Source organism: Planctomonas sp. JC2975, from assembly GCF_012985205.1.
Classification (GTDB): Bacteria; Actinomycetota; Actinomycetes; order Actinomycetales; family Microbacteriaceae; genus Humibacter.
Window position 1 is genome coordinate 2906841 of the sequence record NZ_JABEKS010000001.1, and the last position, 20992, is coordinate 2927832.

Here is a 20992-nt window from a genome sequence, read left to right on the forward strand (position 1 = left end):
ATGTCCAGCAAGGTCCCAATCACCATCGAGGGCAACCTCACCGCTAACCCCGCATACGGCGAAACCGACAACGGTGTCAAGTACGCCAAGTTCACCGTCGCCGTCACCGACCGCAAACTCCAAGACGGCGAATGGGTCGACGCAGGCGTCCAGTACCACCGCGCGACCGTCTTCGGACGTACGGCCGAGAATGTCCGCGACAGCCTCGGCAAAGGCGACCCTGTCCTCGTCACCGGCAACCTCGAATTTCGACACTGGACCGACGAAACCAGCCAAGAATCCCGAGTCTCCACCGAAATCCTCGCCGACGCCGTCGGACCCTCACTCCGATACAACACTGCTCGCCTGGACCGGCACGTCCCAAAAGCTGACGGCCCGGCAATCGACCAGACCGGGCCCAGCATGCAGCGTTCCACTCCTGCGGCGTCCGCCGTGGAACCCGCCTTCTAAACAACAACCAGAGGGCGCCAATACGCGCGGAGCCACGAGGGATCGGTACATCGGGGAGGGCGAGCGGCAGTCGCCGCTCGCCCTCCCCGGACGGACACGACTCGCATGCACATGCGCCGCACACTACCCGCCGAAGGATCCGATACTGACGCAGTCGGCCGCCGAAGCACTGCAGCGCTCAGGTGGACCAATCCCGGAACGGAGAAGGACCGGGTTGCGGGCGCGTGTTTCGCGGCGGACAGAAGTGGGTTACGAGTGGTGGACAGTTTCAAGGCCGGCGATGAGTTCCGCTCTGGCGCGGGAAATGTCGTCCGAGGCGGGGTTCGGTGAAGGCGACGGTTGTGTTGAGCGCGATGAAGACGTCTTCGCGTTCCTCGGTTTCGATGAACGGGCGGCGTCGCCCGTCAAGGAGATTGAAGGCGATCCCGTAGTCGCGGCCGATCGCCGGTAGCTGCTCGCCGTCTACAGTCAATTTCACTGATTAGCTTGCCTTAGGAGACCGGGCAGCGCTGAGGCGTCGGCACCTGCAACTGCACCGGCACCGAGTCGTGAGCGCGGGCAATTTAGTGCGAGGCCGTTGTCGGGCTGGCGTCATGTGGAGGATGTCCCGCGAACTGTCCTGGCCACGTGCGCTCGTATCCACTCCGAGTTGAATGGTCCGGTGCGAAGCAACCATCGGTGGAAGATCGGGCCGACGAAGAGCTCTGCGGCGCCGTCGGGGTCTGGCACGTTCTGACGACGAAAGCGGTTTGCGATGGCGCTGAGCTGGGGGCCAAGGAGCAGCTCGCGGAACTGTGTCGCGAGTGCTTCGTCTGCTTGCATCTGCGCTGTGAGAGCTCGTAGCAGGGGCTCGTGGGTTGGATCGGTGAGCTCGGCACTGGTTGCCACCGCCAGCGTTTCTAGATCTGTGGCGAGATTGCCCGAGTCCGGCACCACGACAGCATCGTTCTCGTCCGTGCTCCGGGCCAGGAGCGCGTCGAAGAGGACCGCTCCGGTCGATGGCCATGTTCGGTAGAGCGTCTGTCTGCTGATGCCGGCACGCCCAGCTATGCCCTCCATAGTGATCGATCCGACCCGAGTCTCACGCGCGAGGGAGAGCGCCGCCTCGTGCACTTTCCAACGGGTCTGCTGACGTGCCATACAGGAACAATAGTCGAGCAAACGAGACAGTGTGTCCAGTTTTCGTTATAGTGGCGGGATGACTTCACCTCAAACATGGATGATCACCGGAGCTAATCGAGGTCTGGGTCGAGCACTCACCCTGCGGGCCCTGAACGCCGGGCATGCCGTGGTTGCCACGGTGAAGGGAGAGCACTCTCTTCCCATGCACGAACGCCTGACCGTGCTGACTCTCGACGTTCGTGACCGTCGCGCGGGCAATGATGCTGTGGGGTCCGCCGCTGCTCGTCTTGGTCGAATCGACGTTCTTGTGAACAACGCCGGCTACGGCCTGATCGGTGCTGTCGAGGAGGTGTCCGAGGAGGATGCTCGCGCGATCCTCGACACGAACCTGTTGGGACCGTTATGGCTGAGCCAAGCCGTCATACCGATCATGCGCGGTCAGGGGTCGGGGCATATCGTTCAGATCTCGACCGTAGGAGCGGTGGGCACGATGCCGATGCTCGGGCTCTACAACTCCACGAAATGGGGCCTGGAAGCATTCAGTGAGGCAATGGCAGCAGAGGTGCGGCAGTTCGGCATCCGCGTCTCCCTCATCGAGCCAGGGGCGCTCGACACCGACTGGGCAGGCGCCAGCATGCGGTTCAGTTCACCAGCGGGCGCGTACGACGCTCTGCGAACCGAGCTGTTCGGCACCGCCGAGGTGCCGTGGCCGGAGGGCGAATCCTCCGGCGGAACAACACCGGAGGATGCTGCCACGGCGATCCTGGCGAGCGTAGCCGCGAAGGACGACCACCGCTTGCGTGTGCTCGTCGGGGACGACGCCCCTGCTCAGGTTCGGGCAGCACTCGATCTTCGTCACGAGGACTATGCGCGCGACCCCCGCTTCCCCCTCACCTAGACCGTGGTTGCGACCTCGAGGGTGAAGAGGCGTTTGGTTGCTCGGGTTTGACCAACGTAAAGGTCGCGCAAACCAGCATCAATCGCGGCGTGGATACCGTTCGGATCGATGATGATCACGGTGTCGAATTCCAGTCCACGCGCATCGGGTGCGGAAATGACCGCGGCGTCGGTCTCATCGATCTCGGTGTGCTGGGGGCGTTCGCGGTGCACGCCATCGAGCCCGTCTGGATTTGTGAACTCGTAGAGGGCTGTTGCCATTCTCGCTGATCTTGCCCAACGTTGAGGCGGCTGCTGAAGCTGCGCTAGAGAACGAATCCCACGCACCCGCATGAGGTCAAGTGGACGTTCTCCGCGCAGCCCACGGCGATCCGGATGTCGGCGCCATTACCTCCTCACAGCACCCGGTAGCTCACGTGGACGACTGTGCTCACCGTCCGTGCGTAGATCTGCTCCAAGGTCAGTGGCGGCACTCCGTCGAACAGGCGGGCACCGGCCCCGAGCGTGAATGGGACGATGTGCAGTCGTACCTCGTCGACCAGTCCTGCGGCCAAGAATTGGTTGACGGTGTCCGCACCGCCTTGGATCGAGATCTCGCCGCCGCGGGCCGCTTCGCGCGCCTGAGCCAGTGCCGATTCGATGCCGTCGGTGACGAAACGGTAGGTGGTGCCGCCCTCCATCGGCTGCGGGTCGCGCGAGTGATGGGTCAGTACGAACACGGCACCGTGGAACGGCGGGTTTTCGCCCCACCACCCGTTCCAGGCCCGGTCCCACTCGCCGCGCACCGGCCCGAACATGTTGCGGCCCATGATGTGAGCGCGGGCACCGGCCATCTGTGCGACTTCCGTCGCGTTTTCCTCGGCATGGTCGAACATCCAGGCGTGAAGCCGGTCGCCCCAGCCATCGCCGCCGTCCTGCCCGAAGGGGCGCTCCTCGGTCTGGTCGATTCCGGCGGCGTAACCGTCGATGGTGATGGTCTGATTGACGATGACCTTGCTCATTGTGATCCTCCAGTGCGCCATCGAAACAGGAATGGTCAAAGTGATTGTGTTCTGCAATCAGTCGGCAGCCTAACCACGTGCGTCTCACCAAAGTGCCGACCCCTGTCCCGGTCTGGGAGTACCGCTTCCTCGCTGACATCCCCGGCCGGTGTTTTCAGCCCATCAGACCGATGTCATCTACTACGGAGACAACCTCCTCGACTACATCGCACACGAGTTCCACGTCGGGCCACCGCACCCGACCGATCGGCCGTAGGTCCCGTTCTGGTCCGCACTGACGGAAGGACTCGAGCCCGACGAACTGTAGGCGTTTCATCGCCTCGAGGCACAGGCGGCGCGCAATGGGTCCGTCACCGTGCAACACGAAGGCAGCTCATCCCGAGCGGCGCGGTAAGCGATCCGCAACCGTGCCTCGCGTTGGGCGATGACGGACTCGCGGCCGGCTGCCGCCCGCAGCAGGATCCGTCACCGTTCAATATGAAGGCAGTACACCCCGAGCGGCGCGATAAGCGATCCACTTGCGCGCAAACCGACCGGCTTGCGGGACCCTTCTGGAACACCGTTCACAGTGCACCAACCAGCGTCGTTGAGTAGCTTCCTCCACGGCTCGGAAGAATCTTTGCTCTCCGCTAGCGCTCCAGGCTTCTGATCTGCGATGGCGCTGCCGATAGTCTCGGGTCATGCCTGGGGACCGTCGCGAGCAAGTATTCGTCAGTTCTACCTACCTCGACCTTCGTGACGAGCGCCAATCGGTAATCCAGGCATTGCTGATCGCAGGTTGCATTCCCGCTGGCATGGAATTGTTCCCAGCTGGCAACGATGAAAAGTGGCGACTGATCCAGCGGGTCATCCGGGAGTGCGACTACTACGTGCTCGTTATTGGCGGGAAGTATGGCTCTGTAGATCCGACAACTGAACTTAGTTACACAGAGATGGAGTTCGACTATGCCGAGTCCCTCGGGAAGCCGATCATGGCCTTTTTGCACGGAGAACCCGGAAAGCTGACCGGCGAGCAAATTGAGCTCGACAAGGAGCGTCGCGACAAACTCGATGCATTCCGCGCGAAGGTCGAAGCCGCCCGTGTCGTCAAGTACTGGAACACTCCCGCGGAACTTCCAGGTCATGTCGCACTTGCCCTGATGGAAACACGTGAGCATTATCCCGCCGAAGGCTGGGTTCGCGCGAGTCAGGCGATGACGCCCGAGCAGAAGACGGAGATTGCCGAGCTTCGTGCTCGTGTCGCTGAACTCACCAGGGAAACCGACTTGCGAACCACCGCACGCGCTGTCATCGCTGATGACCTTGCGCAAGGCGACGATGAGTATGCGTTCAAGTTTACGGTTACGGGTTACAGCATCGAGGACCTAGATGAGGACGGCGACGCACCATGGAATGCCCAGAAATACACGTGGACAATCACGGAGTTCACAACGTGGAACGCTCTCCTTGAGAGAGTGGGCCCAGCGCTGCTTCATGAGGCAAGCGAGCCCGAGATGAGCAAGGCGCTTGAAGACTATGCGAGCCTGCTATGGCGCACGAAGAGGACAGTACTTGCGCCCGAGAGTTTCGGAAAGCTGTGGTCTGGTCCGTCCTTAGCCCCCGAAGTCGTCACTGACGTCGTAGTGCAGTTCTATGCTCTTGGCGTGATCGAGCGCGGTGTGAAGAAGCGCACTGTGAGCGACAAAGGCAAGTACTGGGCCCTGACCGAGTTGGGCCAGGACCAAATGATGAAGCTCCGAGCGAAACGTCGAGCCTGATTCTTGAGTTTTGCGGTGTGAGCTTCCCTACTGCAATTCCACGGCTGGTGGCCAGCGCGGGTGCCCGCAAATGGATCCCGTCTCGCGCTTACGCGCGGAAGCCGATCCGGTTCTGCGCGTGAGTTCATTTCACACGTAGCTGCTGTTTGGGGCCGTGCGTATTACAGTTCGAGCGATGGCGCACCTGAGGCGTTTCGGGAGGGCGTCTCGACGGACGGGAGTCGTGATGGCGCGGCCGAGATCATCTGGCAAGGGCAAGATGATCTATGCGCGCGCCTTCTTGGCGACGGCAGTCATCATGACCTGTCTATTCGTTGTCGGCCTGATCGGAGGGTTCGTAAGCCGGGGCACTCAACCACTGTTTGCCGCCGCTCTGTGGGTTGCTCTTGCACTCTTCGCAATGATGGCGGTCGTAGCGTGGATTCGTCGTGGACTGGCCTACGCAAAAGCGCGCCATCCGAAGGAGTAGTGGACCGGCAACCGCGAGGTCGAGCCGATGCCCGCAAGCCGATCCCATGGTGACGCATCAGCGCCGTGCTGATGCCGTTCGAGCGCGGAAGCGGATCCGTCAGCGTGCGGCTCTGACTAGTCCCACAACGTGTCTGTAGCGGGGCCTGCGGGCGAAGTCGGTCCAGGACCAGGTCGCTGGCCGGCCTTCTTCGGCGCAGAGGTGCAGCAGATCGTCGCCCATGACGATCGCGACGTGTGCACCCCACGCTGCATCCGAGTTGTTGAACAGCACAAGATCCAGGTCTTCGGCGTCGACCCGGTCGGGATGTTCGAGGCTCTGGTCCTCCCACAGCTCGCTGGATCGGTGCGGCGGGACATGAAGGCCGAAGAGTGCTAAGACTGCGTAGGCATATCGCTGGCAGTTGGCGCCGGACTCAAGTCCACCCAATTCCGACGCCTGCGGATGCGCTTCATAACGGTACGGAGCGACCGTCGCCCAGGCGGGCCAGCCGCCAACCGGCCGAAGCCGTCTATCGAGATCCTGCGCCTCCACGTCATGATTCCAACACGGCCGATCCACCTGCGCGCTGAACTCGACTACGTGCCGGCCGACTGGGCGAAACCGGATCTCTGGCTGGCGCATTGCTCCGAGTTCGAGTCGTCGGCGCGTGGGGGATTCTGCTGGGTGGGTTGGTTGTCGGCCGTGCCGTGCCGGAGAATCGCCGTGTCTGTGTGTGCATGCTGGTTCGATGCTTGGTCCCTCGCTGATTGGAGGAGTCGCGTGTCCGATGTCGCCGCTTCATCGTCGAGGCCGGTTCCGCATGCTGACCAGGTATTCGAGATGACGACGCGAGCGCACCTCGCGTGGCGGATGGCGATTCGGGTGGCGATCCTGCGTCACTTCTGGTGGATTGTGGTGTTGCCCGTTGTAATTGTCGCTGCCGGGTGTGGATTCGAAGTCTGGCGTGGGGTCACCACATCGTCGCGGGGTCCCGCCGTGATCGGGGTTCTTGCGCTGGCCATCGTGACTGGTTACGGAGTGTTTGCTGTCCTGCGTGAGGTGCGCCGTTACCAGCGGCTCGCGAGGGAGTCAGCGCGCAGACCGTTACGCCTCTCCACAGGTTTCGATGAGGACGGGTTCTGGTTCATTCGCAATGGCCGGGCTTTGTGGATCCGGTACGCCGCGATTGGCACCGTTCGGGTGTCCCTCGGCTGGGTGCTTCTGTGGACTAGGACGAGCGCGCGCACGATCGCGATACCTCGCGAACTCGTACCGCAAGACGCTCTCACTACCCTTCGTCGCGCCGCGCAGCACAACCAACGCGCAGGAGGCTCCGCAAATCCCTGGCGCCTCAGCGCCCACACACACGACAAACAGCAACACATCCCCACCGAGTAACACCCACCGGCCCGCTGACGGATCCGGTTACGGGCGGTCCGATGGTTGCTTATTGGATGCCCATGGCGAGGTTGATGCGGTCTTCGGGTTTGATGAGGTGGCTGTGGTCGTCGAGTCCGAGGTCGAGTTGCACCCAGTGCACGGTTCCGTTGAAGGCGCGGCGGGAGTAGTCGTCGGTGACGGGTGAGCCGAATTCGTTGCCGATGTCGAGGGTTTCGTCGGCGGAGAACAGGAACGCTTCTGTTTGCTCAATCCTTCCGGTGCCGGCTGCGACGCCGTCGATGTAGATGGTGCCGGATCCGCCTTTGCCGATCCCGCCTCCGTCGTATGTGAACTCCCATCTCACCTGGTGGTCGCCGGCAGGGATTTCGGTGGTGCCCTCGACGAAGTACCGTTCGAGTCCGAAGAAGTTGTAGCAGAACTTCGGCTTGCCGTTCTTGACGTAGAGGGAGAGGCCGCCTGTCACGCCGCCCTGGGCGATGATGACGCCTTCGGCCGGGTCGTCGGCAACGGTGATCTGCGCGGTGAGTGAGTACGAGATGTTCTTGAACGTGATGACCGAGTTCTCGGTGAGGCGGCCCATGCCGCGGAAGAAGAGTTGCTTCTTCCCCTGGACGAGGGTGGGGCGACCTGCCATCTCGGGCAGGCCACGTTCCACGAACCGGTCGTCGAGGGGCACGACCTGATACTTGACCGCCTCGATGAGCCAGAGCCGCTGCAGTTCGTGCAGACGGTCAGGATGCTCCCGCGAGAGGTCGCGCGCTTGCGTCCAGTCGGTCGTGGTGTCGTAGAGCTCCCAGACATCGTCGTCGAAAGCAGGAACCTTCGCGTCGATACCGGTGTCCCATGGAGTGCGGTGCTTCGTGACGGCGGTCCACCCCTTGTGGAAGATGCCGCGGTTGCCGAACATCTCGAAGTATTGGGTTTCGTGCTGATCGGGTGCGTCCGCGTCGTTGAAGGAGTAGGCCATGCTGACGCCCTCGATCGGCTTCTGCTGAACACCGTCGACGCTGACCGGGTGCGGCACGTGGGCAAGCTCGAGGATCGTCGGCGCGACGTCGATGACGTGGTGGAACTGGTTGCGGATCTCGCCCTTGCTGTGTATCTCTGCCGGCCAGTGCACGATCGTGCCGTTGCGGGTTCCGCCGAAGTGGGAAGCGACCTGCTTCGTCCACTGATACGGCGTATCCATGGCGTGAGCCCAGCCGACGGCGTAATGGTTATACGCCTCCGGGCCGCCGAGTTCGTCGATCTTCGATCTCAGGAATTCTGGCGTCTCGAGTGCGCCGAAGCCGCCGAGGGTGATCATCTCGTTGAACGTGCCCTTCAGCGACCCTTCGGCCGACGCTCCGTTATCGCCGATGATCACGAAGATGAGGGTCTCGTCGAGGATCTCCAGATCTTCCAGGGCATCCAGCAGCTGCCCGACGTGGTGGTCGGTGTTCTCGAGATATCCGGCGTAGATCTCCATCTGTCGGGCGAGCACGGGTTTCATCTCCTCGTCCACATCGTCCCAGGCGGGGATGCCGGCGCTGCGTTCGGTGAGTTGAGCGTCCGCCGGGACGACCCCAAGCTCCTTCTGCCGGGCGAACGTCTCTTCGCGCAGCTTGTCCCAGCCTTGATCGAATCTGCCGTGATACTTGTCCGCCCACTCCCTCGGCACGTGGTGAGGAGCATGCGTCGCGCCGGGTGCGTAGTAGGCGAAGAACGGCTTGTCCGGCATCAAGGCCTTCTGTTGGCGCATCCACGCGATTGTGTGATCGGTGAGGTCGTCGTTGAAGTAGTAGCCGTCGGACGGCTCACCCCACGGCTCTACCGGCGTGGTTCCCTCGTACAGGGCCGGGTACCACTGGTTGGTCTCGCCGCCAAGGAATCCGTAGAAGTACTCGAACCCCATACCGGTCGGCCACTGGCGGTACGGGCCCATCGGGCTGGTCTCCCAGACCGGCACCTCGTGGCACTTGCCGAACTGGGCGGTGCTGTATCCGTTGTATTTGAGCGTCTTCGCCAAGGGAGCGGCCGTGTTCGGCCAGATGGAGCTGTTGCCCGGCGCCGAAGTGGCCAGCTCGGTGATGTTCCCCATGCCGACCGAGTGATGATTACGGCCGGTCAGCAGCGCAGAACGGGTCGGCGAACACAAGGCTGTGGTGTGGAACCGCGTATAGCGCAGGCCTCCGGACGCCAACCGCTCGAAGTTCGGCGTCTGGCACGGACCCCCGAATGCGCTCGACGACCCGAAACCGGCATCATCGATCAGAATCAGCAGCACATTCGGTGCACCCGCCGGCGGGCGCAACGGGACGATCGGTGGATACGATGTGTCCGGATCCTTCGCGTCATACGTCGTCAGACTCGCAGGCGGCACATCGGGGTTCGGCAGGACCGTACGCTGCGGCACACTCTCCACACTCATACCCCGATGCTCACCCCGGACGCCCCATCCCGCGCTCCTCCACAACGGGTGAACAACCGAGACTCACATCAGGTTGACGGCCCTCTACCCGACCGACCCCACTACTCACCGAGAGGACCGCCCGAAGAGCGATCCGCTTCTGAACCGATCCTGCGTTGACGCGTAGGGTCAGATTCGCCGGGTGGCTGAGGCTGGCGAAGATCGCCATGTCGCGTATGTCCGTATTTGATCTGCTTGATGCTGAGCTGGACGGTGTCGGCCGCGTCCTCGATGACGTGACCGATCGGCAGTGGCATGCTCCTACACGATGCACCGGCTGGGATGTTGGAGCCCTTGTGGCTCACATGGGTATCGGTATCGGCCGAGTCGTCGAGTTCGCCGCCATCACACCGACTCCGACCGCCGAGCACGCGCCGAGCGCGCTATCGACCACTACCGTCGAGTCGCGGCGAGAACGTCGGAAGCGAATCGCGGTCGGTTGGTCGCCGGCGTCGATCGCCGGGTGAGGACGCCGGCCGAGGGCCGCCGAGTGTGGCGGGCAGCCCAGTCAGAGTTGGTCGCCTTGTGCAGTGCTCGCGGCTGCCGAAGCCTGATATCCACCAGGTGGGGATCAGTGATGCGGTTAGACCAGTACCTGAAGACGCGTCTGGTCGAATGCGTTGTGCACGGGATGGACCTCACCGACGCGCTCCACAGGCCGACGATCGCCTCAGAACCAGCCCTTCAAACCGTTGCCCTGCTGTTGTGTCAGGTGTCACGGATACCGCTGGAGCCCACCGACGATCTCGTGGAGATCATCGAAACCCTCACCGGTCGTCGCGCACCAGGACATGAACTCCTTGACCGTGCCCGCGAACACGGTGGAGTGATACCCGCACTCGGATAAGTGGTCGCGCGCCCAAAGCAACAGCGACGGTTGCCCGCAGGAGGATTCAGAAACGGTGCTAGAAGCGTTTGTCTCCGAAGCGTCCGTCTGTGTTGGCGGTCCAGCTCGCGCTGGGGTGCGGTTTGTACCGGCCGCCAGGGCCAACGTTGCGGCGAATCATGAGGTTGTCGAACATCGTCGAGCTCCGCAGAGCGAGTCGGGGGAGTTCCTTTTCGCCGGTGTGTCGTTCCAGCCCGATGAAGTAGGCACCGGCCCGGCACGCTCTCATCTGCACGCGTCGATACCAGATGAACCCGATCCCGAAGAGCGGAAGGGCAACCACGAGATCAGACAGAGCCACGATATTTCTCACATCAGGGTTGGACCGGAAAATGCCTCCCAGGACCATCGAGGCAAGCACGTAAGCCAGGAACACCGCGATCGTTCCGGAAAGTATCCGAGTTGATCGGGCTCGGAGTGTTGTCGCCTCAGAACCGATCCGCGGTTCCCATTCGTAGTCCATCTGTTCTCCCCGCTGCTCCCTGCTCAACCCGTCCTATCCGCTTCTGGCGGGCCGCCGGTGGGACGCGTCAAGTTGCAGGAGCTGTTTACCTGTTTTGGGTGAGGTAACTGTCTGGCAGGGGATATTCGGTTTCGCAGATAATCCGGGCGAGGGCTTGTTGTTCGATGGTGCCGGAGGTTGTTCGTACGCTTCCGTTGACCGCTGTCGCTGGGATTCCGTTCTTCGTGAAGCAGCGCGCCGTCACCGTTGCTTCTTCGGAGGGTGCGATGACCCGGATGAAATGCACATCGGGGATGGTCGTGTGCGGGTCCTTGGCACGTAGCGTTGCGACGTCTTGAGCGAGCTTTTTGTGCAGCTGGCCCGTCCGCGCTGTTCGGCCCATAGCTGGAAGCGACGAGCTGGGGCGGTGTAGGTGCGTTCGTCGCCGTGCAGCCGGCCGTCATTGTCAGTACGCCGATGAAGACGAGGCCCCAAACTGCATGTCTTGTTCGCACCCGTTTCTCCGCTCGTCAGGCCCGGGATGAATCTAGTCGCCCGGGCGATGCTCACGACAGACGTTGCGATCCGAAATAGGGATCAGAAGAGACGGGATGAAGAGCGAGCAGCCAGCGTCAATCACGAACTGGTTTCCTGCCGCGGTCGAGGGGGCTGCAGCAGTCCCGGACGACAACAAATCGATCCGCGCGCCCGCTAATGGATCCGACTGCGTGCGGCTTCGATGCCGCTGCCGTTGCTGACAATGCCCTCGATCCGGAACCAGGGACCCCGCTTGGGATGTATCCAATGATGGCTTGAGCGCGACCTTTTCGGAGTCGGGCATCTGTTCGGGGGACCCGGAAGGATGCCGGACGCAGCTATAGAGAGCCGCATGGACGACGATGGCCTCGGGACGCCAAACTGCCCGTATTGTCTCGCGCCCTTGGAACTCGCGGTGCCAAGCAATCGCCCTGCTGGTCGTGCCCGGAGTGCGAACTGATTGTCCTTTGACCTCGCTAGCGGGGCCGGCGCATGTAGACGTGCAGGATCCCTCGGGAGGTTTTAATGCTGCTGACGTCGCCGAAGCGGTTGACACGGGCAGCAAGCGCTTCGTCTGCGGCCGTCATGTCCAAGCGGGCGTGCTGGCCTGTGGCACCGATCAGCTTGGCGTATTCACCACCCATGGCCTGAAGGATGGACACAAGTTCCGACATAGTCACCGTGGAGAGGTGAGACTGAAGGAGACGAACAATCACCTCGTTGGACACGCGCTGCGAGGCGATCCGTGCAATTTCGGCGAGTGGCACGGCCATGTCTCGGGTCAGGGCGTACTCCGCAACGACGGTGAGCGTGGCGCGATTCGCGCTCACAGTGAACACTGCGAACTGCTCGACGATTTCGTCGCGCACTGCAAGAGGCACGTCTGTGCTCCCGATGAGGAAGGCTAGCTGCCCAACAGGCACTTCCGTCGGCGTCATAAAGCTTGTGAAGTTCTTCGACTTCATGATCGCGAACGCACGTCCTTCTGCGTCGCCCTGCGCCAATTGACCGAAGGCAGCGGCGTCGTCTTGAGCGATCTTGGCTTCGATCAGGCGGCCGACGAGCTCCCCCTTCTCCACCGGGATCTGCGCGGGATCCAGCCAGTCATCGAGGCTCAGGCTCGCGATCAGACCAGTGCGGACCGCGGCGGACGGCAGCATGGTGCTCGCCTGCAGGATTAGCGCGGCGAGTTGGTGTTTCTCGACTTCAGTGTTCGCGTCGGTCGTCGCGATCGATCCTGCCTTAGTGAGCATCGCGGCCACGGCGCCGTCCATCCCAATTTCATCGATGTAGGCCAGTACGTTCGTCAGGGTTACGCGGAATCGCCCGTGCTCGGCGAGGGCCTGTCACGTATCGGATGAGATAACGTCCAGGTCGTCGAGGATGCATCCATCGCTTGCCCGAGCGACCACGCCGTCGAGTTGCCGTGCATCCGATTGGAGCACGTCCTGCAGCACGCGCACGAAAGCTTCTGGCTTCGTAATCGTCTGGTCGTCTTCCTCAAGGCTGTTCAGGTACGCCACGAGATCTTCGAGTATCCGCTGGTAGACATTGTCGTCTGCCTCAGCGATGGTGTCGAGGGCGAGGTCTTCGGTCTCGACCGGCAGCGCAGTCACGAGGTTCGGAAGGGTGACCTCGTAGGCGTGGGCGCTGATGATTGCGTCGAGAGGTGCTTGGGACAGGGGCGCAAGCACCGGCAGACGGAGCGAAAGACGCTTGGCGAGATCGCCCAGTGTTTGCGCCTGCTCGGCAGTGGTATCAGCAGAGGTGAACACAGCGAGGCTTGCGTAGTGATCCTCAAGGTAATCGCGAACAGCATCATCGATGTCGTAGGGCATGTCGGGTGTGAGGTGCTCGAGGGCGACGCCCACAAATGACAGGCGATCACCGTCGGACAACGCCGCCTCGGTGACAAGGTGCGGCAGAATTCGCGACCAAAGCGGCGCCATACGTTTAACGAATGCAGCCTGCTGCGCTCCGGCCTCGAAGTGGGCTGCGATGAAGTCGCGCTCTGTCTGCCCGAACGCGGTGAGCTGACGAAGGACGATCTCGGCCCCGCTATCTTCGTGGGCCAGCAGGTAGTCGACGATGCTCAGGTTGTAGGCGACGCGCTCGCGCAGAATCGCCCGACTTTTCTCCCGGAGTACCGACTCGACTTCGTCGTCCTTGAGGACGTAGAAGTAGTCGACGACGCCGGTGTCCACGTTTTTCAGTATGAAGTTCATGGCATTTGTGGTGACACGCGCGGCGTAGAACGTCGAGGTGTAGAGGGTGAAGTTTCGATCGATGTAACCGTTCGCGACGAGCTGTACGGCAAGCTCGGAGCTCAGTCGAACGTTGACGAGATCTTCGAACGATCTCGCTTGCCCCGCTCGTTCGATCGTGAACTCCCTTCGTTCCATGAGTTCGTTGAGATCCGCGCGAGCGAGGAAGCGGCGATCCTCATTCATCTTGGCGTTCTCGTCCTTGAGCCGATGCCGCTCGCGCGTCGCAAGCTCGTCAGTATTAAGTGGGTCGCCGACGATGCCGGCCATCTCCACTCGGGAAATCGACGCGCTTGAAGTTCCCCACCGGGACCGAAAGCTGAACTGGAACGGCTGTTCGCCCTCAACAAATTGCCGCCAAAAGTCGTCGGTGCGCAGCTCTTCGACGGACCTCTCCTTCCCGAGATAGGTCCGCGTCAGGATTGCGAATTCGGTGACAATGGAGAATCGGTTGATGAAGTTGACCAGGCGATCGCCGAACTGCTCGCCCTTCCCAAAGACCGGGTTGACGGAACGCATCGCCCCTCGATTGAGACCGATCTGCTGAATCATGCCGTTCGTCACCGCGTTCACCAACTCGGTGCGATCCCGATATAGGTCGTCGAGCTTGCTCTTGCCCAATCGGATGAGCTCGAAGTCGGCGAGATGGATGCTCTTGTAGACGACCATCGCGAAGAGCCCGTCCTGGCTGAGTTCGAGTGTCCCGGCGTCGATGACTCGTTCTTTGAAAATCACGAACTCGTTGCGGATGTTCTTGATGAGTCTCATGTCGGCAACGTGCCGCGCCACCAGGTCGATGAGGTCCTCCGACACTTCGTGGGTAAAGTCGCCCAGCGTCCGATCAAGGAGGTCCCTCGCGCTGCGATGGGTGATGAACGGCACCACCGGGATGACCAAGCTGAAGAACTTGGTGCGGTTGGCGCGTGCCAATTGCGATTCGGCGGTGTCCGATGGACCAGACACCGCCTCCGGCTCGTCCCCTTCACTCGCCATCTCTTCTTCGGCGGCGCGCTCCCCGAGCTCGTCGAAGATGCTGTCCTTGATCGCATAGATGAAACGCACCTTGCGGCTGCGGAGTTGCTTCGCGCTATTCAGGAGCGTGTTGAGCGCGCGCAGCGTCTCGAAGATGTGCGGATCATCGAATCGATCGATATCCTCGAAGATGACAATGTCGCGCTCGACGATCTCGAAGAAGTAGACGATCTCGTCGAGATATTGATCAAAATACGTTCCGGACTCGGCGGAGAGCGAGATGCTCGCCGAACCAGCGCTTACTTGAGATATCCGGACGCGGTTGTGAAACGCCAACAGGACGAAGAACGTGACGGCGGCCGCCACGACGAAGACGATGCCGTACATCAGCGGCTGCCAATCCGTCGGCAGCTTGGCCGATGTGGCGAGCGTTTTGGTCCAGCCCGCAAGCAAGAAGATGACTGCGACAGGAAGCGCGATCAGGAGCGACAGCCCGATCTGTCGCCCAGCTCGGAAGCGACTCATGCGGCGATAGCGCGAGCCAGGCATCTTGACCGGATCCTGGCTGTAAAGCAGTTGCTTGACGATCTCCTTCTGGATCTGATTCGTCTTGCTCAGGGCATGGCCGCTTGCGGGGTCAACGGGCTCATCGTCAAAGCCGAGCGTGGAGAGTGAGATCGAGATGACCCGCTTGTTGTATTGCCGGCCTACCTCACCCAAGATGCTGTTCTTGCCCACCCCGTAACTCCCGGTCAGCGCGATGTTCTTGACCTCGGGATCCGCTAGAGCGGATTCGATCGCGTCGAAGTAGACCCGGTGCTGTTCAGGGTCGTACTCCGGGGTGAGCGGCAGGAGTCTCGGCGCTGACCCACTGTTCGCAGGCTTCGCCGTCAACCTCTTCAGTAGCCACTCCAGGGCCTTCGTAATCATCGCTCGCATGCTGGGCCTGATTATGGCAGCGCGCGCCGACACGTCATGCACGAGCGAAATGCGCGGATCTGAGTTCGCTGTCCATATAACGACGCTTCGTCCATTGCCTCGTAAGCCTTCATGCCCAATAACTAGAGACGCCACAGCATATGCAGTCTCCCCACGCCCATAGCAGGACCCGCGCTTGCGGGCGCCCGCAAGCGGGTCGATCAGCGTTCGCGGACTGGCGGCGCTGGTCCCGCGTGCCCGTCGTTGAGGTCGCCGCCCGTCTACCCCGCCCGACGAAGTGCCCGATGACGGTGCGCTAACTAAAGCACTCCGCCAGTTTGCTGAGTGGACGATTCGAGCACGTCTCGTCGCGCGCTCGGGTGATGATGTTTGTGTGATTGGTCAGCGTCCTTCTCCGCGTCCCGGTGGTGTTAACGACAGGGATGCTGTGGAGCTGTGTCGCGAATGGATGGTGTACCTCGGGGAAGCCGACACTGTCGTTGCGGTCGGCGACACATCAGCGATCTGTGACTTGTACAGCTCGCGCTACGTGGCCCTGGTCGACAACCATCGCGGCAACATCGGGCTCCCGTTGATCGAGCGTGTTCGCGCCTTGGTGGCTTCTGATGGTCGCCGAGGTTTAATCTTCCATTCCGGTGGTTGCCTTCCCGATGCCGGGGTCACCGCAGAACGGGTTGGGATCGCGGTGATCATGTTCGACCCTGAGAATGGTGAGATCGAGGCTAGAAACCGGGTCGCGATCCCGATCTGTCGCGAGTATCGCTTGCTCTAGAGGCTCGGAGTGGAGTGTCCGGCTACAGATGGGACGACGAGCGGGGCGGCGGCGTCGGGTGAGGCGGCTCGGCGGAGTTCGGCGCGGGCCGCTTCTCGGGAGGCGTCGATGGTTGCCTCGATGGTGCCGCGTTGGAGCATATCGATGAGCGCGGTCTTCGCGGCCCGCGTGTTTGGCGCGGTCAGGATGATGTTGTTGCTCTCGCGTCCGCGGGTGAGTCCCACGTAGAGACCGGCGGCGTCTACGCCGGGGCCGACGAGTGATCGATCGGTGGTTTCGCCCTGTGCGCCGTAGACGGTGGAGGCGTAGCCGAGGTGGAGGTGCTGTGTCGCGTACTCGTGCCGGACCTTGCGGAGTTGTGTGGAATCGGTCGCGGAGGCGAGCAGGATCGACTCGTCGCTGATGCTGGCGATGACCCAGCTCTGCCGGTTCTCCACTCCTGCCAGGGAGTCGTTGCGTCGTGTTTGGACCACATCACCCTCGAGCAGGAGTTGGCCGGCCTGGCCGGTCGCGGTGCGGTCGGTGCGCAGTGAACCGTCGCTGATGCGGCGCGTTTGGATGGCTTCGCTGACCGTTTGCGCTTCGGCGTGTGTGGCGGTGACGAGCGAGATTGTCTTGCGTGCACTGGTTGCATTCAGCCACGCGTCGACCATCACCTGCTGCGCTTCGCTCGTGTTGTTCACCTGCCGGACGTGTCCGGTTTCGATGAGTCGTGTCGCGACCGCTTCGCGTTCCTCAGCACCTCGTGCCCTGCGCAGTTCACGCGTGAGCTCGCCCCACTGCGGGTCCTTGAACCGGTGAATATCGATCAGCTCAATGTTGTTGGCGCTCGCTCGCCGGATGAGTTCCATGGCGCCGGAGTGGCCGACGGGAAGAGCCTGCTGCGGGTCGCCGACGGCGGTGAGGCTGGTGCCGGTCTCGCGGACGAGTTCCACCAATGTGTTGGCCGTTTCCAGTTCGAGCATTCCGGCCTCGTCGACCACCACCCGGTCGCCAGCCCGCAGGGCGTGGTCGCGCGGTCCTGTATAGGTGTTCCCGGTGGCCGGGTCGGTTTCTCCGGGGACCAATCGGGTCCATTCGGTGTGTCCGGCGGGATCTTCATGCCACCTCCACCCGTAGGCATGGAGCAGTTGATGCAGAGAAGACGCGTCAGCTCCGGACTCCCGGCCCGCCACGGTAGCGGCCTTCTTCGTGGGAGCCACCACCACCAACCGTCGGCCTTGAAGGTGCAGGGCGGCCGCGGCAACCTTCAACATCGTCGTCTTCCCCGTGCCGGCCGCACCGATGACCGTTGCCAGCCGATGCGTGCCAGCGATCGTCGCCGCGCCCGCGATCTGCCCTTCATCCAAGTGCTTTCCCGGCTCGATCACGGCCGCCAGACGAGTGATCGCTTCCACAGCCTGCGCCGCACCATCAATCGGGAACAACTCCAGCTGTCCGGCCAACGAGTTCTTCACGATCGCAGTTCGTGTCGCCACAAGGTGCTTCACGTGATCCGGCACCTGCTCCTCATCGAGGAGGTGCACGGTATGCGAGGTAATCGCGCGCTCGACTAGGTCGGTCACGAGGTGGTCGAGGGTGTCGCGTTCGGTGACGGGTCCGGTGGTGGCGAGGGCACGGAGGACGCCGGCGCGGACATCGAACACAGAGAAGCGGCCGCGTCTACGGCATCCCGCTGCCCACTATCGAGCGCGATCCCGCCGTCCCCGCTGTCGTCGACACCATCGAGCACCTCTTCGGGGAGGTCTGGTCCCGAGGCCACCTGACCACACGAGACCGACGACTGATCGCGCTCGGCGCAACCACGATGCTCGGCCGCCAAGACCTCCTCGAGACCCAACTCCGCGGAGCACTCACCAACGGCGAGCTCACCCCCGCACAACTGCGGGAGATCGAATACTTCATCAACTACTACGCCAGCGTGGAAAACGGTACCGCCATCCTCTACGTGGTCGAGAAACTCATCGCCGAACACCCCGGCGCATGACACCGTAAGCGGATCCATCATCGTGCGGAGGGGAACCAGCGTGAGGGCGGGGCAGCTTGAGCGGGCTCTATTTGCTTCGGTATCTGGATAAGGATTCCAGTGTGCTGACGAGGTCGCACAGTAGCAATTGGCTAGGAGCTGAAGTCCAGCCGCGGTGCGCCCGCTCCTCGCATATCGATGGCGAAGCTGACCTCGAGCCGGTCCACGCCCTCAAGCGTCATGGGTCCGGATAACTCTTCCACCATCGCAACGATTCCATTGCTGAGCGTTCCGAAGCGCCTAATCTCTCCGACGTGTGCGAGTGCTTCGACCGCGTCCGCACTTGCCACTGCTATTGAGCGGTGGGGATGCGATCTGTCGACTGTCGCGCTTGCCGGGAACACATAGTGCTGACCACCAGCTGGAGCGAGTTGCCATTGTCCATCCGGCTCATCGGCCATCAATGTCGGATCGTTCGAAACGAAGAAATCGCCGCGGTCGAGCACGTCCAACATGAGTCGAGCACCGTACTCGGACAGACTGGCCGATGCATATCGACTTCCCAGATGCTGGAACGCCAGAGCGCGGTACATATATGCGTAGCGCGCACGCGCCTCGGCGATCCTCTCGCGATCATGGTCGTTTTGGGGTGTCAGCACGTCGCGGTCCGCTTTGGCATGAAAGATCGACGTGCGAAACTGGGCGTACATTTCGTCGAAGATCGCGTTCGCAGGCGACTTGTCAGACGGCGGTGCATACTGCGTCAAGTCGACGATCGTGGCGGCCTCTTGCAGAGCACGCTTTAGCCAAGCGCTCTCACGTTCAGGCAGGCTTTCGGATGCGCGAGACGGAACCATCGAACTGAGGATGGACTCGATTGCGAGGTAGGTGTTGCGGAACGAATCGAAAAGGTCCGACGTTGCCTCGGCGATGCGGTAGTAACGCATGCTTGGGTGCGAGTCGAGGGTTGGCGGCTTCGGTTCCGGCGGCAAGGTGCCGTCTGCATTCCTGACCTCGATGTGTGCGTTCCCGGCGATCTTTGGCCGCGCATAGCTGACGATGCGGGCAGTCACACCATTGTCGGATGTCCACTTGACCACGGCTGCGCTGTCGTTTTGGTCGAGGAGAGCGGCACTGCCGTGGTTGCTGTGCAGGAGGTCCAGCCCGTGGTTAGCGGTCGAGCGCGCCGCATCGTAAACCTCATCGAAGGTATCGCCATGCAATCCTCGAAGCACGAGGAATGGTGAGTTTGCCGGCAAGAAGAGTTCGCTGCCGTCCTCGATTTGGACGGTCTGCGGGGTACTCACCGGACTGCCCGCGAGTTTTAGGACCGCGCATCCGTCGGGGCTCAGAGGGATTCGGTCAAAGCTCGCCACGAGCGTCAGGTTACTCGTTCGCGTGCGGTGGCCCAGCGTCCTTAGTCGCCTATCCGATTCGTCTCCGACCCATATCAATTAACATGTGGAGCCCGCCCGCGCGCGATGCCCTCATAAGCATCCTTCACTGGAACAGGTTGAGTGCTTGGCGGTACCGCTGGTTGTTGGTGCGTGTTTCGGTGGTGACGAGTAGTCCGTTAGAGCCGATCCTCCGGGTGAATGTGCCGCGACACGGGATCTCGACGATCTTGGTGAGACCGGCCTTCCACGCCGGGATTACGGCATCGAGGAGTGACCTTTCAACATCGCGGGGAGTTTCACGCTGTTGAACGATTGTGGTGTTCTCCCACGCACGGTGGCCGCCGGAGTACGCCGCGGTCCCGAACTTGTCACGCCAGGTTGGCCCGCGCAGTTGGAGGAAGAGGGCGCGATGCTCGTCGGCGCTGAGATCAGTGCGGCGGACACGTCTGAAGAGTTCGTCGTCTTGTTGCGTCCCAGCGTGGCTGAGGCACGCGGCCCACACCTCGGGCCAACCGGCCTCCCACTCCGAGAGAGGGGCCGCTGCACGAGCGGCCGGTTCCACCGGTTCCGGTGTGACCATCAGCCCCGGTGGTAGATCACCGCCCCGGGGTCGCAGACCCCATGCCTGACGAATCCAGAGCAGGTCGAGCAAAGGGTGTGGGGTGTCGATGGTGAGCATCATGTCGTGCGGCCACGGGTTCCGCCGCCTGGGCAGCAACGCGCGCATCCTGACCTCCTCCACCTGAACACGATCATCATCGATCCGCGCACCCACTCAGCGGAAGACGCGAAGTGGATCTCGCCCGGTGATCGCCGCCGTCGCCCGGTCAGGTAGAACGGGCCCATGCAGATCTCTAGTCTCGATACCTACGACGTCAGCGACGAGGTCACCTTCCCGGTGTATCGGGTCACGTTCTGGCTCGCACCCAAGAGACCGTCCGCACTCGAGAGCTCTCCATACCCGATGGCGTTCAATGCTGAGCGTTACCGCGTGACCGGCGCCCGCGACGTCCATGAGGTCCTGAAATGGGCGACAAACGATGGACGCCACTACGAACTCTTCATCGAACTGCCAACCGACGGTGCCGACGGTGTCGGGGTTGTACGTCTGGCCGGATTCAACCCGGCGACAGCCGCATACGCCCGCCCGGCGGACTACCTCTCCGACGCGACCCTCGCAGCGTCCACCGTCGCCTGGATCCGCGCACAAGAACACGACATCTGACCCAACACCACCCAAGCCAACCGCGCGCAGGCGGATCCTTTGTGATGCATCAGCGCTGTGCCGC

The 20992-nt window shown here is 62.3% G+C and carries 18 protein-coding genes; 7 read left to right on the plus strand and 11 right to left on the minus strand.

The annotated features are described in order from the left end of the window. Both ssb and HII28_RS13265 read left to right on the plus strand, forming a co-directional pair. On the plus strand, positions 1-450 hold the full coding sequence (ssb, locus tag HII28_RS13260) for a single-stranded DNA-binding protein (RefSeq protein WP_170025813.1): 450 nt from the start codon (positions 1-3) through the stop codon (positions 448-450). Positions 451-730: 280 nt separating this feature from the next. Beyond that, positions 731-901: a hypothetical protein gene (locus tag HII28_RS13265; protein WP_170025814.1), complete on the plus strand. Its 171-nt coding sequence runs from the start codon at positions 731-733 to the stop codon at positions 899-901. 140 nt (positions 902-1041) lie between these two features. On the opposite strand, the gene HII28_RS13270 is transcribed toward HII28_RS13265, so the two are convergent. Further along, positions 1042-1563 carry a TetR/AcrR family transcriptional regulator C-terminal ligand-binding domain-containing protein gene (locus HII28_RS13270; protein ID WP_346769305.1) on the minus strand — a complete coding sequence of 174 codons (522 nt, stop codon included), beginning with the start codon at positions 1561-1563 and terminating at the stop codon, positions 1042-1044. Between the two features lie 106 nt (positions 1564-1669). Here HII28_RS13270 and HII28_RS13275 point away from each other — a divergent pair, with 106 nt between their 5' ends. Further along, complete coding sequence (locus tag HII28_RS13275; RefSeq protein ID WP_170026147.1) at positions 1670-2470, plus strand: SDR family NAD(P)-dependent oxidoreductase; 801 nt, start codon at positions 1670-1672, stop codon at positions 2468-2470. On the opposite strand, the gene HII28_RS13280 is transcribed toward HII28_RS13275, so the two are convergent. Together HII28_RS13280 and HII28_RS13285 are read right to left on the minus strand one after the other, a co-directional pair. Beyond that, complete coding sequence (locus HII28_RS13280; protein ID WP_240977356.1) at positions 2467-2730, minus strand: ATP-binding domain-containing protein; 264 nt, start codon at positions 2728-2730, stop codon at positions 2467-2469. The genes HII28_RS13275 and HII28_RS13280 overlap by 4 nt on opposite strands. A 134-nt stretch (positions 2731-2864) precedes the next feature. Then, the gene (locus HII28_RS13285) at positions 2865-3470 is read right to left on the minus strand and encodes a dihydrofolate reductase family protein (protein ID WP_170025817.1); all 606 of its coding nucleotides are present in this window, start codon (positions 3468-3470) and stop codon (positions 2865-2867) included. Positions 3471-4150: 680 nt separating this feature from the next. On the opposite strand from HII28_RS13285, the gene HII28_RS13290 reads away from it, so the two are divergent. Continuing rightward, positions 4151-5227 carry a DUF4062 domain-containing protein gene (locus HII28_RS13290; RefSeq protein ID WP_170025818.1) on the plus strand — a complete coding sequence of 359 codons (1077 nt, stop codon included), beginning with the start codon at positions 4151-4153 and terminating at the stop codon, positions 5225-5227. A 568-nt stretch (positions 5228-5795) separates the two neighbouring features. Here the strand turns inward: HII28_RS13290 and HII28_RS13295 are convergent. From HII28_RS13295 to HII28_RS13320, 5 genes are all read right to left on the minus strand, one after another. Next, positions 5796-6230 (minus strand): hydrolase, encoded by a 435-nt coding sequence (locus tag HII28_RS13295; RefSeq protein WP_170025819.1) that lies wholly within the window; start codon positions 6228-6230, stop codon positions 5796-5798. 895 nt (positions 6231-7125) lie between these two features. Next, on the minus strand, positions 7126-9489 hold the full coding sequence (locus HII28_RS13300) for an arylsulfatase (protein WP_170025820.1): 2364 nt from the start codon (positions 9487-9489) through the stop codon (positions 7126-7128). A 944-nt stretch (positions 9490-10433) separates the two neighbouring features. Next, the gene (locus HII28_RS13310; RefSeq protein ID WP_170025822.1) at positions 10434-10877 is read right to left on the minus strand and encodes a hypothetical protein; all 444 of its coding nucleotides are present in this window, start codon (positions 10875-10877) and stop codon (positions 10434-10436) included. 992 nt (positions 10878-11869) lie between these two features. After that, positions 11870-12667: a hypothetical protein gene (locus HII28_RS13315; protein WP_170025823.1), complete on the minus strand. Its 798-nt coding sequence runs from the start codon at positions 12665-12667 to the stop codon at positions 11870-11872. Between the two features lie 72 nt (positions 12668-12739). Then, entirely contained in the window at positions 12740-15559 is a 2820-nt protein-coding gene (locus tag HII28_RS13320) for a DNA-binding protein (protein WP_170025824.1), read from the minus strand. A 286-nt stretch (positions 15560-15845) separates the two neighbouring features. Here HII28_RS13320 and HII28_RS13325 point away from each other — a divergent pair, with 286 nt between their 5' ends. After that, positions 15846-16340, plus strand: a complete 495-nt coding sequence (locus HII28_RS13325) for a hypothetical protein (protein ID WP_170025825.1) — start codon at positions 15846-15848, stop codon at positions 16338-16340. Here HII28_RS13325 and HII28_RS13330 read toward each other — a convergent pair. After that, positions 16337-17986 carry an AAA family ATPase gene (locus HII28_RS13330; protein ID WP_170025826.1) on the minus strand — a complete coding sequence of 550 codons (1650 nt, stop codon included), beginning with the start codon at positions 17984-17986 and terminating at the stop codon, positions 16337-16339. The genes HII28_RS13325 and HII28_RS13330 overlap by 4 nt on opposite strands. A 77-nt stretch (positions 17987-18063) precedes the next feature. Here HII28_RS13330 and HII28_RS13335 point away from each other — a divergent pair, with 77 nt between their 5' ends. Beyond that, on the plus strand, positions 18064-18327 hold the full coding sequence (locus tag HII28_RS13335) for a carboxymuconolactone decarboxylase family protein (RefSeq protein WP_346769332.1): 264 nt from the start codon (positions 18064-18066) through the stop codon (positions 18325-18327). Positions 18328-18458: 131 nt separating this feature from the next. On the opposite strand, the gene HII28_RS13340 is transcribed toward HII28_RS13335, so the two are convergent. Together HII28_RS13340 and HII28_RS13345 are read right to left on the minus strand one after the other, a co-directional pair. Beyond that, the gene (locus HII28_RS13340) at positions 18459-19682 is read right to left on the minus strand and encodes a hypothetical protein (RefSeq protein ID WP_170025827.1); all 1224 of its coding nucleotides are present in this window, start codon (positions 19680-19682) and stop codon (positions 18459-18461) included. A 124-nt stretch (positions 19683-19806) separates the two neighbouring features. Then, positions 19807-20430 (minus strand): hypothetical protein, encoded by a 624-nt coding sequence (locus HII28_RS13345; protein ID WP_170025828.1) that lies wholly within the window; start codon positions 20428-20430, stop codon positions 19807-19809. Between the two features lie 117 nt (positions 20431-20547). Here HII28_RS13345 and HII28_RS13350 point away from each other — a divergent pair, with 117 nt between their 5' ends. Beyond that, the gene (locus HII28_RS13350; protein WP_170025829.1) at positions 20548-20928 is read left to right on the plus strand and encodes a hypothetical protein; all 381 of its coding nucleotides are present in this window, start codon (positions 20548-20550) and stop codon (positions 20926-20928) included. Positions 20929-20992 lie beyond the last annotated feature (64 nt).